Origin of the sequence: Dactylosporangium sp. CA-233914 (assembly GCF_050942935.1) — a bacterium.
In the GTDB taxonomy this organism is placed as follows: Bacteria; Actinomycetota; Actinomycetes; order Mycobacteriales; family Micromonosporaceae; genus Dactylosporangium.
On sequence record NZ_CP192030.1, the window covers coordinates 11,395,902 to 11,411,483 of the forward strand.

17 protein-coding genes are annotated in these 15,582 nt (G+C 71.9%); 3 read left to right on the forward strand and 14 right to left on the reverse strand.

What is annotated here, in order from left to right; genetic code table 11:
• Window positions 1-1,011 precede the first annotated feature (1,011 nt).
• Complete coding sequence (locus ACQPY0_RS50700; protein ID WP_432978341.1) at window positions 1,012-2,364, forward strand: IS701 family transposase; 1,353 nt, start codon at window positions 1,012-1,014, stop codon at window positions 2,362-2,364.
• Between the two features lie 126 nt (window positions 2,365-2,490).
• Here ACQPY0_RS50700 and ACQPY0_RS50705 read toward each other — a convergent pair whose 3' ends face one another.
• The 7 genes from ACQPY0_RS50705 to ACQPY0_RS50735 form a co-directional block, all read right to left on the reverse strand.
• Window positions 2,491-3,243 (reverse strand): zf-HC2 domain-containing protein, encoded by a 753-nt coding sequence (locus ACQPY0_RS50705; protein ID WP_432978344.1) that lies wholly within the window; start codon window positions 3,241-3,243, stop codon window positions 2,491-2,493.
• Window positions 3,244-3,368: 125 nt separating this feature from the next.
• The gene (locus tag ACQPY0_RS50710; RefSeq protein WP_432978347.1) at window positions 3,369-3,761 is read right to left on the reverse strand and encodes a RidA family protein; all 393 of its coding nucleotides are present in this window, start codon (window positions 3,759-3,761) and stop codon (window positions 3,369-3,371) included.
• A gap of 2 nt (window positions 3,762-3,763) precedes the next feature.
• Entirely contained in the window at window positions 3,764-4,507 is a 744-nt protein-coding gene (gene cobF / locus ACQPY0_RS50715) for a precorrin-6A synthase (deacetylating) (RefSeq protein ID WP_432978350.1), read from the reverse strand.
• A gap of 15 nt (window positions 4,508-4,522) precedes the next feature.
• Window positions 4,523-5,599: an ABC transporter ATP-binding protein gene (locus tag ACQPY0_RS50720; protein ID WP_432978353.1), complete on the reverse strand. Its 1,077-nt coding sequence runs from the start codon at window positions 5,597-5,599 to the stop codon at window positions 4,523-4,525.
• Between the two features lie 16 nt (window positions 5,600-5,615).
• Window positions 5,616-6,491: an ABC transporter permease gene (locus tag ACQPY0_RS50725; RefSeq protein ID WP_432978356.1), complete on the reverse strand. Its 876-nt coding sequence runs from the start codon at window positions 6,489-6,491 to the stop codon at window positions 5,616-5,618.
• Window positions 6,433-7,242 (reverse strand): molybdate ABC transporter substrate-binding protein, encoded by an 810-nt coding sequence (gene modA / locus ACQPY0_RS50730; RefSeq protein ID WP_432978359.1) that lies wholly within the window; start codon window positions 7,240-7,242, stop codon window positions 6,433-6,435. The genes ACQPY0_RS50725 and modA overlap by 59 nt, the downstream gene beginning before the upstream one ends.
• Window positions 7,239-7,643: a TOBE domain-containing protein gene (locus ACQPY0_RS50735; protein ID WP_432978362.1), complete on the reverse strand. Its 405-nt coding sequence runs from the start codon at window positions 7,641-7,643 to the stop codon at window positions 7,239-7,241. Before ACQPY0_RS50735 ends, modA begins: the two co-directional genes overlap by 4 nt.
• Before the next feature lie 90 nt (window positions 7,644-7,733).
• Here ACQPY0_RS50735 and ACQPY0_RS50740 point away from each other — a divergent pair, with 90 nt between their 5' ends.
• Window positions 7,734-8,885, forward strand: a complete 1,152-nt coding sequence (locus tag ACQPY0_RS50740) for a class I SAM-dependent methyltransferase (protein WP_432978365.1) — start codon at window positions 7,734-7,736, stop codon at window positions 8,883-8,885.
• 383 nt (window positions 8,886-9,268) lie between these two features.
• Here the strand turns inward: ACQPY0_RS50740 and ACQPY0_RS50745 are convergent, their stop codons facing one another.
• From ACQPY0_RS50745 to ACQPY0_RS50760, 4 genes are all read right to left on the reverse strand, one after another.
• Entirely contained in the window at window positions 9,269-9,745 is a 477-nt protein-coding gene (locus ACQPY0_RS50745; protein WP_432978368.1) for a YcxB family protein, read from the reverse strand.
• A 347-nt stretch (window positions 9,746-10,092) separates the two neighbouring features.
• Window positions 10,093-10,818, reverse strand: coding sequence for a histidine phosphatase family protein (locus ACQPY0_RS50750; protein ID WP_432978371.1), 726 nt, complete (start codon window positions 10,816-10,818; stop codon window positions 10,093-10,095).
• A complete protein-coding gene (locus tag ACQPY0_RS50755) occupies window positions 10,819-11,538 on the reverse strand; it encodes a TIGR03943 family putative permease subunit (protein ID WP_432978374.1) in 720 nt (239 codons plus the stop codon). It abuts the gene before it with no gap.
• Between the two features lie 10 nt (window positions 11,539-11,548).
• Window positions 11,549-12,553, reverse strand: a complete 1,005-nt coding sequence (locus ACQPY0_RS50760) for a permease (RefSeq protein ID WP_432978377.1) — start codon at window positions 12,551-12,553, stop codon at window positions 11,549-11,551.
• Window positions 12,554-12,623: 70 nt separating this feature from the next.
• Here ACQPY0_RS50760 and ACQPY0_RS50765 point away from each other — a divergent pair, with 70 nt between their 5' ends.
• Window positions 12,624-13,100 (forward strand): XdhC family protein, encoded by a 477-nt coding sequence (locus tag ACQPY0_RS50765; RefSeq protein ID WP_432978380.1) that lies wholly within the window; start codon window positions 12,624-12,626, stop codon window positions 13,098-13,100.
• 6 nt (window positions 13,101-13,106) lie between these two features.
• Here the strand turns inward: ACQPY0_RS50765 and ACQPY0_RS50770 are convergent, their stop codons facing one another.
• The 3 genes from ACQPY0_RS50770 to ACQPY0_RS50780 form a co-directional block, all read right to left on the reverse strand.
• The gene (locus ACQPY0_RS50770; protein WP_432978382.1) at window positions 13,107-14,489 is read right to left on the reverse strand and encodes a glycine--tRNA ligase; all 1,383 of its coding nucleotides are present in this window, start codon (window positions 14,487-14,489) and stop codon (window positions 13,107-13,109) included.
• Window positions 14,490-14,665: 176 nt separating this feature from the next.
• Complete coding sequence (locus ACQPY0_RS50775) at window positions 14,666-15,202, reverse strand: hypothetical protein (protein WP_432978385.1); 537 nt, start codon at window positions 15,200-15,202, stop codon at window positions 14,666-14,668.
• Window positions 15,203-15,240: 38 nt separating this feature from the next.
• A complete protein-coding gene (locus tag ACQPY0_RS50780) occupies window positions 15,241-15,564 on the reverse strand; it encodes an antibiotic biosynthesis monooxygenase family protein (protein ID WP_432978388.1) in 324 nt (107 codons plus the stop codon).
• Window positions 15,565-15,582: the final 18 nt, after the last annotated feature.

Consider the following 15,582-nt stretch of genomic DNA (forward strand, 5'->3'; position numbering starts at 1 on the left):
CGGGCCGTGACCGTGGGGGAGGTGTAGCCGGGGCCGAGGACCATCACATGGGCCTCGTACCGCCACCCACCCGGGGAACCCGGGTCGCGATACCGCACGAGGTCGATCTTGTGCCAACGGCGCGGGTCGGTGAGGTAGTGCTCCAGCACCGGCTGACGACGGGGGCCCTGGGGGAGGCGGACCGGCAGGACCAGGTCCCGGGGCGCCGGTGCCGGTCAGCACGACGGCGAAGGGGCCGTCGTGGTCCCACCACGACCGCACCGGCCGGCCACCGGCAGTGGGGGTGACGGCGGGCATCCGCCGTGGCTGCCACAACCGGCCGGCCCGGTCGAACACCGCGTCATGCCCCGCCAGGGTGCCGGCCAGACGGAATGTCTCCCACTTCCGTGCCCTGGTGTGCGAACGTGCCCGCCCTGGGATGCGGCTGAACGTCCACCAGCCGCCGACCTTCGGCCGGCCGTGGCGGCGTCCGGTCGCGTCGGGGAACAGGTGCCGATCGGCAGCCTGCCACACGCTGTCGGCGACGTGCATCGCCACCGCTTTCGTACAGGAGCGGCGCAGATGCGGAGCACGATCCACGTGCCGGTACGCGGCATACTCCAACCCCGCCCTGGACAACCCCAGCCGATCCCGGACCGCGGCCGGACCTGCGACGGCTCGCACGTGATGCGCGGCCCAGTACGCGTCGACCTTGGCGCGGGCGTCACGCTGCACCGCCCGCCGCACCGCGAACACCGCCGCGAACACCCGCTCCACATGCCGCCGCACCCCCGGCTCATGCACATCCAACGGCAGCCGCAACACCGACACCGGACCGTCGTACCGCCACGGCGTCGCCTGGTTCGGTCCGCGCCGCCGTATCGACCCCGCTGCCGCCACACCGACCAATATAGGGCCACACGGCCCCCAGTGCCATCGCTGTGCCGAAACTTTGCGACACGGCCTAGTAGTACTTTGTTAGGTCGGCGTGTCGTGGGCATCCTCGAGCCGGATCGGTAGTTTCATGGTCCGGTGACCCCTGACGAGCTTTCGGTTGTGCGGCAACGCCTTGAGGCGTTCGCGGCGGACGTGTTCGCGCCGCTGCCCCGGTCGGATCAGCGGGCCAAGGGTGTGACGTACCTGCGTGGGCTGTTGCTGGACGGTCGGCGCAAGTCGATGCAGCCGATGGCGGAACGGCTCGGCGTGGATCATCAAGGGCTGCAGCAGTTCGTGACCACGTCGACCTGGGACACGGCTGCGGTGCGGGCCCGGCTGGCCCGCCGGGCGGTGGACCTGGTGGAGCCGGTGGCGTGGGTGGTCGACGACACCGGCTTCCCGAAGGACGGCACCGGCTCGCCCGGTGTCGCACGGCAGTACTCCGGCACCCTGGGCAAGGTCGCCAACTGCCAGATCGGCGTGAGTGTCCACGCGGTCACCGACACCGCGTCCTGCCCCCTGGACTGGCGGTTGTTCCTGCCGGAGTCGTGGGACGAGGCGAAAGCGGCCCCGGCCGCGATCCGGGCAGCGAAAGCCAGGCAGCGCAAGACCTTGAAGAACGCGCCGCGAGCGGCCGCGCCGGCACCGGCCGGCCGGGATGCCGCCGGCGCGGTGGACGTCGAGGCGGTGACCGAGGCGGCGCGGCTGCGCCGACGCCGGTGCGCGATCCCCGATTCAGAGGGACACCGTCCGAAGTGGACACTGGTGGTCGAGATGCTCGACGCGCTCGCCGCCCAAGGGCTCCGGCCGCCGTTGCTGACCTCAGACGCCGGCTACGGTGACACCAGCCAGTTCCGCACGGCGCTGGACGAACGCAACGTCGTCTACAGCGTGCAGGTCAAAGGCGACGCCCTCGCCCACACCGCCGACGCGGTCCCCGCCGCCCGGGCATGGTCCGGGCTGGGCCGCCCACCGTCGTCCACAACACCCGTCTACCCCGACGACGCGGTCAGCCTCGCCGAGCACATCACCGCCGCCAGCCGCGACACGGCGGTCGCCGTCTCCTGGCGGGAAGGCAGCAAAGGCACCCTCACCTCACAGTTCGTCTTCCTGCGCGTCCGCCCGGCCGGGCACCGCATCCCCCGCGACCCCGACGGCAGCCTGCCCGAACGATGGCTGATCGCCGAATGGCCCGACACCGCACCCGAACCCGTCACCTACTGGCTGTCCAGCCAGCCCGCCGACACCCCCGCCACCGACCTGATCCGGTACGCGAAGATCCGCTGGCGGATCGAACACGACTACCGCGAACTCAAGACCGGCCTCGGCCTCGACCACTTCGAAGGCCGTTCCTGGACCGGCTGGCACCGCCACGTCACCCTCGTCACCGCCGCGCACCTGTTCATCACCATGCTGCGACTCGACCCAAAAGCGGATGCGCCGGCCTGACCCTCTACAAGGTCATCCACGAGCTGCAACACCTGCTCGCGACCTGGACCGGCGCATGCCCCACCTGCCACCAAACGGTGAAACCGTTACACCACAACAAACACCACCAGACCTAACAAAGCACTACTAGGCGGCCCGGCGCAGCGGATCCTCGACCCGGGCCTGGCCCTGGATCAGGCGCAGGCGGGCCGGGGCGGCCGGGGCCGGGGCGGCGGGCTCCTCGTCGAGCGCGGCCGGCCGGCGCCAGCGCCACGGCGGGCCCTGACGACCGGCCGGTGGGCGGCCCGGGTCCAGCGCCGGGCGGGACAGGGCCACGACGATCGCGTATCCGGCCAGGACGAAGGCGTGGCTGATCAGGCGAGTCGTCTCCACCGTGCCGTTCATGAGGTCGCTGGCGCTGAGCAGGGCCAGCAGCGCCACGAACGCGGTCAGCATCGGCAGCGCGCCGGCGGGGGTGGCGCGGCGGGTCGCGATCCAGGCGAAGCCGGCGCCGATCGCCACGTTCCAGGCGGCCGACTCGTGGAAGACGTGGCCGGCGCCGTGGAGATGGTTGGTGCTCGCGGCGGTCGCGGCCTGGGCGATGCCGAGCACGAACTGCGCGGCGCCGAACGCGCCGAGCAGGACCCGCAGCACGAGGACGAGCCGGCGGGGCCGGCGCGGTGACGGGGCGCGGAAGCCCGCGAGGAGGGACTCGGCCGGGGGCGGGGTGGCCGTCATCGGCTGCAGCCGCACGAGCCGGGTCACGGACCGGGCCTCGCGCTCCCACTCGCGGCACGGCGCGCACGCCGCCAGGTGGGCGTCGACCAGCGCCGGCTCGATCGGTTCGTCCTCGCCGTCGAGCCTTGCCGACAACGCCTCGCGGTACTGCTCACACTCCACGGTTGGATTGTCGCCGCCCGCGCCGGGGAAGTTCCACCCGCACCTAAGACGGTTCTAAGAGTGCGGGGTCGTCCAGAGGGGGGCCAGCGTGTCGACGAGCCGTGGTCCTGGGCCGCCGTCGCGATCTAGCGAGCCGCGACCACCTGGATCTCGATCAGCCACTCGGGGCGGACCAGCGCGGGCACGGTCAGCAGCGTGCTCGCCACGATCCGCCCCCGCATGAACGCGTCGCGCTCGGCCATGGCCTCGGCGAGCCCGTCGCCCATGGCCGGCGCGACCATGAACGTCGTGACGCTCACGATGTCCGCGGCGGTCATCTCCGCCTCGGCGAGCAGTATGGCGATGTTGCGCCAGATGACCCGGGCCTGGGCCGCGACCCCGTCCGGCACGGTCCCGTCGGCGTCGATGCCCACCTGCCCGGCGGTGTGCAGCCAGCGGGTGGGGTTCGTGACCAGCATGGCGTGCGCGTACGGTGCGGCGGGCGGGGCCATCCCCGCCGGCATGATCGGCTGATGCATGCCTACGACCCTATGCGCCGCAGCAGGTACGTATCCATGATCCAGCCCTTGCGCTCCCGCGCCGCCCGCCGCACGGACTCGATCTCGTCGATCACGTCCCCGAGGCGGCCGGCGAGCAGGATCTCGTCGGGTGTGCCGAGGTACGCGCCCCAGTAGATGTCGATCTCCTGGTCGCGGTACGCGCGGCAGGCGAGCCCGGCGTCGAGCATCACCACGACGTCCTCGGCGCCGTCGGGCCACCCGGCGGACAGCCGCCGCCCGGTCGTGATCAGCACCGCCCCGGCCACGCGGTTGAGCGTCACGCGGTGCCGCGCGGTGAGGATCTGCACGCTGCTGATGCCCGGGACGACGTCGTACGGCACGCCGATGCCGTCCAGCACCCGGATCGTCCCGTCGTACAGCGCCGGGTCCCCCCAGGCGAGAATCCCGCCGACCCCGTCCGGCCCGAGCTCGGCCTCGATCGCCGCCGCGAGCCGCCGCGCCCGCTCGTCGCGCCAGTCCTTCACCGCCCCCTGGTAGTCCGCGGCCGCGCGGTCCCGCGGCGGGTCGGCGACGATGACGGTGCGCGAGTCCGCGCGGGTGACGTATCGCTCGACGAGCGCCCGCCGCGCCTCGGTCAGCTCCGCGGCCGCCTCGCCCTTGTCGAGCACGAAGAACACGTCGACGGCGTTCATCGCGTTGATCGCCTGTACTGTGACGTGCTCCGGATCCCCCGCCCCGACCCCGATGATCAACACCTTGCGCATGCCGCCATCGTAGGGTCAGGCCGGATAGGCCCGGGTCTCGGCCGCCTTCACCGCCGCCCACACCTCCCGCCCGGCCGTCAGCTCCAGGTGCGCCGCCGCCGCGGGCGTGACGTCCGCCGCCGCCGTTAGCACCCCCGCCAGCTGGATACGCAGGTTGTCCCCGTGCCGCTGCATCCCCGCGATCGTCGCCGGCCACGCGTTGCGCGGACTGCCGTCGGGCCGGGTCGCATACAGCGCCACCGCCGACGGCGCGAACGCCACGAACGCGTCCCCGTGCAGCTCGTCCGCGGCCGTCAGCACCACGCCCCCGAGGTCGACCGCGTGCCCGTCGGCCCGCCCCCGGTACAGGTTCAGCCCCACCAGCCGCGCCACGTACTCGGTCCGCGGCCGCGCCGTGATCTCGGCCGCGTCCCCCTCCTGCACCACCGCGCCGCCCTCGATGATCACCAGCCGGTCCGCGAGCACCAGAGCGTCGAGCGGATCGTGCGTCACGATGAGCGTGGCGCCCGGATGATCGGCGAGATGACGCTGCAGCTCGGCCCGCGTGTCGGCCCGTGTCCCCGCGTCGAGCGCGGCGAGCGGTTCATCAAGCAGAAGCAGATGGGGTCGTACGGCCAGTGCCCGCGCCAGCGCCACCCGCTGCGCCTGCCCACCCGAAAGCTGCCGGGGCTTGCGCCTGGCGAAGTCCGCGAGTCCGACCCGGCCCAGCCACGCAAGCGCCTCCGCCCGGGCCTGCCTGCGGTCGACCCCGTGCCGACGCGGCCCGAACGCCACGTTGTCCAGCACCGTGAGGTGCGGAAACAGCAGGTACTCCTGGAACACCACCCCGATCGGCCGCTTCTCCGGCGGTATCCAGACCCGCCGCGCCGGCCGATCGAGGTCCTTGTCCTCCAGCGCGATGTGCCCGTCGGTGAGAGAGTTGAGCCCGGCCAGCGCCCGCAACGCGGTGGTCTTCCCGGCCCCGTTCGGCCCGAGCAGCGCGACCACCTCCCCCGCGGCGATCCGCAGCTGTGCGTCGAGCCGGAACGCCCCGCGATCCACCACGATCCGCGCGTCGAGATAGGCCTCCCCGCTTCGCTCCGGACCGCTCATGCGACCCCCGCTCCGCTCATGTGCCGATCCACCTGTCCCGCAGCGAGGCGAGGATCGCGACCGAGACGGCGAGCAGGATGAGGCTCAGCACGATGGCGGCCTGCAGATCGGTCTCCAGCGCGAGGTACACCTCCAGCGGCATCGTCCTCGTGCGCCCCGGGAAGCTCCCCGCGAAGGTGATCGTCGCCCCGAACTCGCCCAGCGCCCGCGCCCAGCACAGCACGCCGCCGGCCGCGATCCCGGGCGCCACCAGCGGCAGCGTCACGTGTGTGAAGGTCGTCCACCGCCCGGCCCCGAGGGTGGCGGCCGCCTCCTCGTATCGGCTGTCGGCCCCCCGCAGCGCCCCCTCCACCGCGATGATCAGGAACGGCATGGCGACGAACGCCTCGGCCAGCACCACCGCGCTGGTCGTGAACGGCAGCGTGATCCCGAACGCGCTGTCCAGCCACTGTCCCACGATTCCCCGCCGCCCGAACACCAGCAGCAGGGCCACGCCCCCGACCACGGGCGGCAGCACCAGCGGCACCGTGACCAGCGCCCGCACCAGCCGCCGCCCGGGAAAGTCGACCCGGGCCAGCAGCCAGGCCAGCGGCACGCCGAACACGAGACACAGCACCGTGGCGATCGTCGCGCTCTGCAGCGACAGCCGCAGCGCGGTGAGCACGCCGGGCTGCGTGATCCGCTCGGGCAGCGTGGTCCACGGCGCCCGGATCAGCAGCCCAGCGAGGGGCAGTACGAGAAAGGCCAGCCCGGCGCCGGCGGGCACCAGCAGCGCGACCGGCACCCGGCGGCCTCCGTCGCGCCGCCTCACGGCCGCGCTCCGCCGCGGATCGTCACGGGGCCTGGAAGCCCGCGCCCGCGAGGACGGTCTTGCCCTTGTCCGACAGGACATAGTCGACGAACGCCTTGCCGCCCGCGGCGTTGGGGGCACTCTTCAGCACGACGATCGGATAGTTGTTGATCGCGCCGGCCGACTCCGGGAACTCGACGCCCTCGACGTTGGCCGCCGCGGCCTTGGCGTCGGTGCGGTACACCAGCGCGGCGTCCACCTCGCCCAGCGTCACCTTCGACAGGGCCGCCTTCACGTCCTGCTCCAGGGTCACCGGGGTCAGCTTGACGCCGGCCGCGCCCAGGGCCGTCTTCGCCGCCGCGCCGCACGGCACCTGCTCCGCGCACAGCGCCACCTTCACGCCGGGCTTGGTGAGATCGGCCAGGCCCTTGATGGCCTTGGGGTTACCCTTGGGTACGGCGATCACGAGCTGGTTCTTGACGAACGTCACCGGGTCGCCGGAGCCGTTGCCGGCGTCGGTGACCGTCTTCATGTTGGCCGGCGCCGCCGAGGCGAACACGTCCGCGGGCGCGCCCTGGTTGATCTGGGTCGCCAGCGCCGAGCTGCCGCCGTAGTTGAACGTCACCTTGGCACCCGGGTTGGCCGCCTCGAAGTCCTTGCCGATCTTGTTGAAGGACTCGGTCAGCGACGCGGCCGCGAAGACGTTGATGGTGCCGGTCACGCCCGCGGCCGCACCCGACGTGGGCGCAGCGGGCTGGTTGTTCGAGTCGGTCTTGCTGTCATCGCCGCATCCGGCCAGCCCGGTCAGGCCGACCGTGACGGCCACGAGCCCCGCCAGCATGGCACGCCTCATGAGTGACTCCTCCCTCGGTCCCGCTCCACCACGACGGTGGTCGACTTGATCACGGCGACAGCGAGCGATCCGACCTGCAGATCAAGCTCGTCCGCCGCCTCCCGGCTCATCAGCGACACGACCCGGAACGGCCCGGCCTGGATGTCGACCTGGGCCATCACGGTGTCCTTGACCACAGCGGTGACGATGCCCCGCAGCCGGTTACGCGCCGACGACGTCTCGGTCCCCTCGTCCTCGGCAGCCCGCGCCCGCGCGAACGCGGCCAGGTCCACGCCCTCGATCACCCGGTGCCCGTTGTCGTCCCGCTCCGCCGCGAGCCGGCCGGCATCGACCCAGCGGCGCATGGTGTCGGCACTGACACCGAGCAACTCGGCCGCCTCGCCGATGCGGAAGGTGTTCATGGGCGAAAGCCTATCCTCCGCAGTTGCGAGGGAGAATGGGCCTGAGGTCTGGCATCTGCCCCAGATAATCGACCCAGGCATGATGTACCCATGACGCAGCGATGGACCGAGGTGCTGAACCTCGTGACGCACGCGGTGATCCCCGGCCCCGCCACGATCGTGGTCGACGGCACAGACCCCGAGGCCGTAGCATCAACGACCGCCCGCCTCGCCACCGCCTTACGCGAAGCCGGCACATCCACCAAGACCACCGCGACCCACCCACACCGCGACGCAGACGGGGAGACCGCACCGGCGGGCCACCCCGCCGCCGCACCGCAGGACACCGACGCGGGCCGCCCGCCAGGCGCGACGATCGCCGTGGCCGAGACCGCGACGGCCGACCCGGTCACGGACCCCAGGACCACGGCGGGCGCCAAGCGGACGATGACCGCATCACGGGACGCCGACGCGAGCCCACCAGCCGCGACGATCGCCGTGGCCGGTGGCGGCCCGCGGGTGCTCGTCTGGCTGCGCACATCCCGCGACCGCCACACCGAGGAGGCGGCTCGGGGCGACGCCGCCGACATCGTGGTCGACCTCCACGACCGGGCCTGGCCAGTCGTGCGCCACATCGCCCCTCGCCTGCTGGACCACGGCACGTGGTATCTGCGCGAGTCCCGCGCCTTCTTCGGCGTGCGCGCCGCCACCTGGGACAGCAAGTTCGGCGACGACCTGCCCGCCTACGCGGCCGCCGTCCAGCGCGCCGGGCTCCCCACCGGCGGCCGGGTCCTCGACGCCGGCTGCGGCACCGGCCGAGCCCTGCCGGCCCTGCGCGCCGCGGTCGGCCCAGCCGGGACCGTCATCGGCCTCGACCTGACCCCGCAGATGCTCGACGTGGCCCGCACCCGAGCCGAGCCCCTGATCCTCGGCGACGCCCGCCGCCTGCCGTTCGCCGACGCGGCCCTGGACGCTATTTTCGCCGCCGGCCTGGTCATGCACCTGCCCGACCCGACCGAGGGCCTGCGCGAACTGGCCCGCGCCACGGCACCCGGCGGCCGCCTGGTCCTCTTCCACCCATCGGGCCGCGCCGCCCTGGCCGCCCGCCACGGCCGCACCCTGCGCCCCGACGAGCCCCTGTCAAAGGCCCCGCTGGCAGCCTCCTGCCACACCGCCGGCTGGCACCTGAGCGACTATGACGACGCCGAGGACCACTTCTACGCCCTCGCCCTGCGCACCGGTCCCGCCCGATCCGGCAGCTAACGACCTCCACCATCCGCCGACCGGCGCCCACCCGACCGACCACGACGCCACCGAGAACCGCCTCGTACTCCGCCACCATCCCGCCCGATCCGCCACTTGACGGCCTCCCACCAGCCGCCGCCCGACCGACCGACCACGACGACACCGCGAATCGCCTCCATGCCCTCGCACTTCGCCACCATCCCGCCCGAGTCGGGCATTTCGCCTGGCGAGCGAAAAATCCGACCAAGTCGCGGCGCGGAGCGCCCGACTTGTCGCTTCGAACCCGAACGCTTCAGGCCCTCCCGAGCCCGGCCAGGCCATCCCGCACCCTGAATCGGATTTATACCCTGACAGGCGAAAAATCCGACAAGTCGCGGCGCGGAGCGCCCGACTTGTCGGCCTTAGACCGGCATCAGCAGCCGCCGCTCGGTCAGGAAGTCGCGCAGCTTGCGCTCTTCCGGCTCCGGCAGCAGCGTGAACGGCAGCACCAGCGCCCCGCTCCCGCCCACGACGACGATCCAGAACTCGCCGTTGTCCTCGACCCGTTCGACCGACGACCACGCGTGCCCGGCCCGGAGGCTCTTCGTCTGCACGCGCACCGCCTCGTCGGTCAGCACGTACGTCGCCGTCTCCACGAACACGCCCGTGCGGGCCTTCGCCGCCGCGTGGGTCAGCAGCCAGGGGCCGAGCAGCATCGTCACCCCGGGGGCGAGCAGGACGCCGGCGCCGACGGGGGTGCCGAGCAGGAGCGCGCCGAGGCCGGCCACGGAGAGGCCGCCCGCGACGAAGTTCCACGAACGCAGCTTGCGGCGCATGCGCGCCCGCACCGACCTGCGCGTCCGGCCGCGGTCCGGCTGGACCGTCAGCGTGATGTGCATCGCTCCCCGTTCATCGATTGCTGCCGCGACAGTACGCCATCTGAATCGCTCCCCCGCGCCGCCCCCGGGGTGCGTGCTGTGCCCGAGAACCATGCGCAGTGACCGGCGCGCCGACGCCTGGGAGCGGTGCACGGCGGCCGGGTGGATGCGCTCCTCGTGGCGTACGCCGCGATCCGGTTCACGCTGCACATGAGGCGGTGCTGTACACCGGCGCGACCAGCGTCCTGCTGATCTTCGTCGCGGTGCTGGCATGACCCGACGCCGAGCGCGGCCACCCGGACGCGAACATCGGCAGCTACGGCGAGGCCCGGTGGTGGGCCTGCGTGACGATCACGACGGCGGGGCGATCAGATCCCGTCGGCGGCCGAACCCACGGTCCAGTAGACGCGGTTGTACTCCGCCAGCGCGAGCCGATCGCCGGCGTCGCGATACGTGGTCACGCCGCAGTTGGCCGGGGCCACGCCGTCCGGCCAGCGCTGGGCCTGCGCGTAGCTCCAGCCCTCCAGCAGGAACCGGAAGCAGCGCAGGGTGCCGCCGTGCGTGACCACCATGATCTTCTGGCCGGCGTGGTCGCGGAACAGCGAGTTGAGGAAGGTGTGGACCCGGCCGGTGACGTCGGCCAGGCTCTCGCCGCCGGGCGGGCGGGCCATGAAGCCGCCGAAGGTCTGCCAGTACTCATTCAGCCACGGAAACGCCGCCTCGGCCTCGGCGGTCGTCATGTCGTAGGCGAAGCCGGGGTCGCGCTCGCGGATGAACAGGTCAGCCTTGACGCGCATCCGGGCCCGCTCGACGGCCGGGTAGGCGGCCAGGATGCCCTCGGCGGTCTGCTCGGTCCGCGCGTATCCGCTCGTGAACACGTGGTCGAAGGTGCCGAACCGCTCCCGGATGCCGACCCCGGTCTGCTCGGCCTGCTTGCGCCCGTCGGCGGTCAGCTCGATCAGGTGGTCGGGCACGCCGCGGACGACCTGGCGGGCGGCGTCGTCGGCGAAGTACACACTGCCCTTCTTCGCCTGGTTCCGCGCCGACTCGGCGTGGCGGACAAGGACCAGCAGGGCGGGGCGCGAGGTTTCCACCTATGACTCGTACTGTTCCTGCGGCACCGGAATCAAGGTGACCTCGGACACCTCAATGAACGGAATCGCCTCGCCGTTGACGTTGTCCTGCAGCTGGCGGCCGCTGTACTTCCCGGTGATCCGCAGCCACTGCTGGTCCTGCAGCCCGTCGGGCAGCTCACCGCCGAGCGCGATCTTCACCGGCCGGGCGTCGGCCGCGCAGCAGCTGACCATCATGCGCGCCAGCAGCCACGAGTTCTCGGGCCCGCGCATCGCGAAGCCGGTGAGCCGGATGCGCCGCTCGCCGAGCGAGACGCCCTTGTCGAACACGGCCCGCGAGGCGTAGTCGAGCATCGGGAGGCTCAGCGGGTCGCCGGCCGGCAGCGGCGCATACTCCGACCGGGCGGTCACCGCCGATCCGGAGCGCCCGGCCGCGTAGGAGCCCAGGGCCGGCGGCGCGAAGAGCAGCAGCCCGAGCACCGGCGCGAGCAGCAGCCAGGCGACCTTCGGGCCCCCGGGCGCGTGGCCGTGCCCGTCGTCGTGCTCCTGTTCGACGCGGCGGGCGCCGCGCAGCTCGTACCAGAGCGTGAAGGCCCCGGCGACCACGAGGATCGCCCCGGCCGCGATGAGGTACGGCTGCAGCCCGGGCTTGACGTAGTTGAGGTACTGCCCCGAGAGGCTGGCCCGCAGCACCGCGCCGCCGACCAGCAGAAGGATCACGGCCTGAGCCTGCTTGTTCACAACGGCATCCTCATAGAAGCACCGGACCCAACAACGCGGAGACGAGGATCGCCACGACGAACGTGGCGGGCGCGAAGCGCAGCGCGAACCTTCGGCCGAAGATGCCCGCCTGCATCGCGAAGAGCTTCAGGTCGATCATCGGGCCGACGACGAGGAACGCCAGGCGCGCGGTGAGCGAGAACTGGGTCAGCGAGGCGGCCACGAACGCGTCGGCCTCCGAGCAGATCGACAGCAGCACCGCGAGCAGGCCCAGCACCACGATCGCCAGGAAGGGGTTGGAGGCCACGTGCTCCAGCCAGGTCTTGGGGACCACGACGGCGATCACGGCGGCGGAGGCGGCCCCGATGACCAGGAAGCCGCCGGCGTGCAGGACGTCGTGGCGCACGGACGCCCAGAACGCCGGCCAGCGCGCCATCCCGTCCAGGTGGGCCTGGGAGGGCATCCGCAGCCAGCTGCCCTTGCCGAACGCCTGCCACAGCCAGCCCATCACGCAGGCGACGACGAGGCTCGCCACGGCCCGGGCGAGCACCATGCGCGGCTGGCCCGGGAAGGCGACCGCGGTGGAGACCAGCACGACGGGGTTGACGGCCGGCGAGGCGAGCAGGAACGCGAAGGCGGCGGCCGGGGTGACCCCGCGGCGGACCAGCGCGCCGGCGACTGGCACCGACGCGCACTCGCAGCCGGGCAGCACCACGCCGGCCACGCTCGCGGTCGGCACGGCCAGCGCCGGGTGTGACGGCAGCGCCTTGGCGAAGAACGACGGCGGGACGAACACGGCGATGATCGCGGAGAGCACGACGCCGAAGACCAGGAACGGGATCGCCTGGGTGAGCACGGAGACGAAGACGGTGAGCCAGGTCTGCAGCGCCGGCGTGGCCAGCGACCGGGTGATCGGGCCGCGCAGCAGGACCACGAGCACGAGCAGTGCCGCGAGCACCTCGACGGAGCCGGGGCGCCACCCGCGCCGGGGAGGCGCCTCCTCGGTTGGGGCGGGTGATTCCTGGGTCAGCGTCACGCTCAGGAGGCTACCGCGTCGATTGGTACCGTCGGGACAAAGCGCAAACGAACACACGGAGTGTGATCGCATGGCTACCGAATTCGACTCCCAGGCGTGCGCCCTCGCTCATGGCGCGGTCGAACAGGCCCCCGACGGCCGGGCGGTCGTCGCGGTCTTCGACTCCCCCGTCGCCACCCACCTGCTGCACCTCGCGGCGACGCTGGGCTACCGGGTGGCGCTGGCCGAGCCGGGCCTGGCGGGGATCGAGATCGACGCGAACACCGACGTCGTGGTGTGCGACCACGACCGGCCCGAGCTGGGCACGGTCCTGCGCGACGCGCTCGCGTCCCCGGCCCGCTGGGTCGGGGTGATGGGCAGCCCGCGGCACGCCGGGCCGCACCTCGCGGCGCTGCGCGCGCTCGGCGTGGCCGAGGAGGAGATCGCCCGGGTACACCGCCCGATCGGGCTCAACATCGGCTCGAAGACGCCGCCGGAGATCGCCCTGGCGGCCCTCGCCGGGCTGGTCGCCGACAGGAACGACCGGCCCGGCGGATTCGCCTTCTGATGCAGCTCAGCAGCCCGGGAGCCGCTCGATCAGGTACCGCTCGACCTGGTCGAGGGAGACCCGCTCCTGGCTCATCGAGTCACGGTCGCGGACCGTCACGGCGTTGTCGTTGAGGGTCTCGAAGTCGACCGTCAGGCAGAACGGCGTGCCGATCTCGTCCTGGCGGCGGTACCGCCGGCCGATGCCCTGCGCGTCGTCGAAGTCCACCGTCCAGCGCTTGCGCAGCTGGGCGGCGAGGTCGCGAGCCTTCGGCGAGAGGTCGGCGTTGCGCGACAGGGGCAGCACGGCCGCCTTCACCGGGGCGAGCCGCTTGTCGAAGCGCATGACCGTGCGCTTGTCCACGCTGCCGCTGGTGTTGGGCGCCTCGTCCTCGTCGTACGCCTCCAGCAGGAACGCCAGCACCGCGCGGGTGAGGCCGGCGGCGGGCTCGATGACGTACGGCACCCACCGCTCCTTCTTCTCCTGGTCGAAGTAGGACAGGTCGACGCCGGAGTGCTTGGAGTGCGTGTTGAGGTCGAAGTCCGTGCGGTTGGCGACGCCCTCGAGCTCGGAGAATTCCTGGCCACCGAAGCGGAAGCGGTACTCGATGTCGACCGTCCGCTTCGAGTAGTGCGACAGCTTCTCCTTCGGGTGCTCGTAGAAGCGCAGGTTCGCCTCGGAGATGCCCAGGTCGATGTACCAGTTCCAGCGCTCCTGCAGCCAGTACTCGTGCCACTGCTCGTCGCTGCCGGGCTCGACGAAGAACTCCATCTCCATCTGCTCGAACTCGCGGGTACGGAAGATGAAGTTGCCCGGGGTGATCTCGTTACGGAAGCTCTTGCCGACCTGCGCGATGCCGAACGGCGGCTTCTTGCGGGCGGCGCCGGAGACGTTGTTGAAGTTGACGAAGATGCCCTGCGCCGTCTCCGGCCGCAGGTAGTGCAGGCCCTCGTCGTTCTCGACCGCGCCCAGGTAGGTCTTCATGAGGCCGTTGAACATCCGCGGCTCACTGAACGTGCCCTTGTTGCCGCAGTTCGGGCAGTTGATCTCGCCGAGCACGAACGCCTTCGCGGTGCCGTTCTTCTCGACCCACGCCTCCTCGAGGTGGTCGGCGCGGAACCGCTTGTGGCACGAGGCGCACTCGGTCAGCGGGTCGACGAACGCGTCGACGTGGCCGGAGGCGACCCAGACATCACGGGCGAGGATCACGGCGGAGTCGAGACCGACGACGTCGTCGCGCTGCTGGACCATCGTCTTCCACCACTGGCGGCGGACGTTGTCCTTGAGCTCCACGCCGAGCGGGCCGTAGTCCCAGGCCGAGCGCGTGCCTCCGTAGATCTCGCTCGACGGGAAGACAAAGCCGCGGCGCTTCGCGAGGCTGACGACGGAATCGATGCGATCTACGGCCATGGTTCCTCCTCGGCCTCACGGCGACTGGCTGTCGGCAAGGCTGGTCGTGGTCGGATGTCGAGCTGGGCAGGAAGAGCTGGGCAAACCATCAAACGCCACCATCGACGGTACGGTTACGCCGCGGCGAGCCGCACCAGATTAACCGGCGGCCCCAGGCGCCCCGCGCTCCGGTCGGGTCAGTCGACCCCGCCGCAGATCACATACTGCGCGCCGTCCTGCTGCATGAGGAATTCCTTCTGCGTCCACTGCGAGCCCTCCTCCACGCGCGCGGGCACCGTGATCCGGTTGCTGATCACGACGTCGTCCGCGTTGACCGTGAAGTCGGTGACCGGGTTGGCACCGAAATGGTCGGAGAACCAGCCCAGCGAGTGCGTGCGCTGCTCGCTCTCGCACAACTGACGGCGGGCGGCCACGAAGTCCCGGTCACGCACCGCGGTGAGGTAGTTCTCCACGACCGCGGCGACCTGGCCCTTGCCGATGGAGTCCGCATAGGGCAGCAGGAACGCGATGCCGATGACCCCGCCGACGCAGCACAGGACCATGATCAACCCACCGACGCCCAGGCCGATCCACAGCCCGCGCAGGTCACGGTCGCGCGGCGGCGAGGCGAAGGGCGCGACCACGCCCGGCCCACGCGGCGGCGGCGGAACGTCGTCGGCCGTGTTCCACAGCGGTTGCGGGTCGGGTTGCTGGCCGACCTGCGGCGGCATCATGCGATCAGCCTATCCAACCGGCAACGCGATCAAGCGCCTCAAGCCCGGTCACTCGTCGTGACCTTGAGATCACCGCCGGGTGTACTCTCCGCCAGCACCTCGAACGCCGACGGCTCGTCCAGCGACTGGGCGAGCAGCGGGGTCGCGTGAACCTTGACGTCAAAGTTGGACAGCGCCCGCCGGTAGGCCCCGACGGACTCCCACTCGGTGACGATGCTCCAGTGCGCCGGGTCGTCGTACGCCCGGCCGAGGCGTCCGCGAAGGTACCCTTTGCAGGCTGCGAGGGCGCCGAGCGCGGCATGCGCCCGCCTGACGAAGTCATCGGCCTCGCCGTCGACGACGAACCTGGTCACCACGAGCATGCCGCCGAGCATACGGAA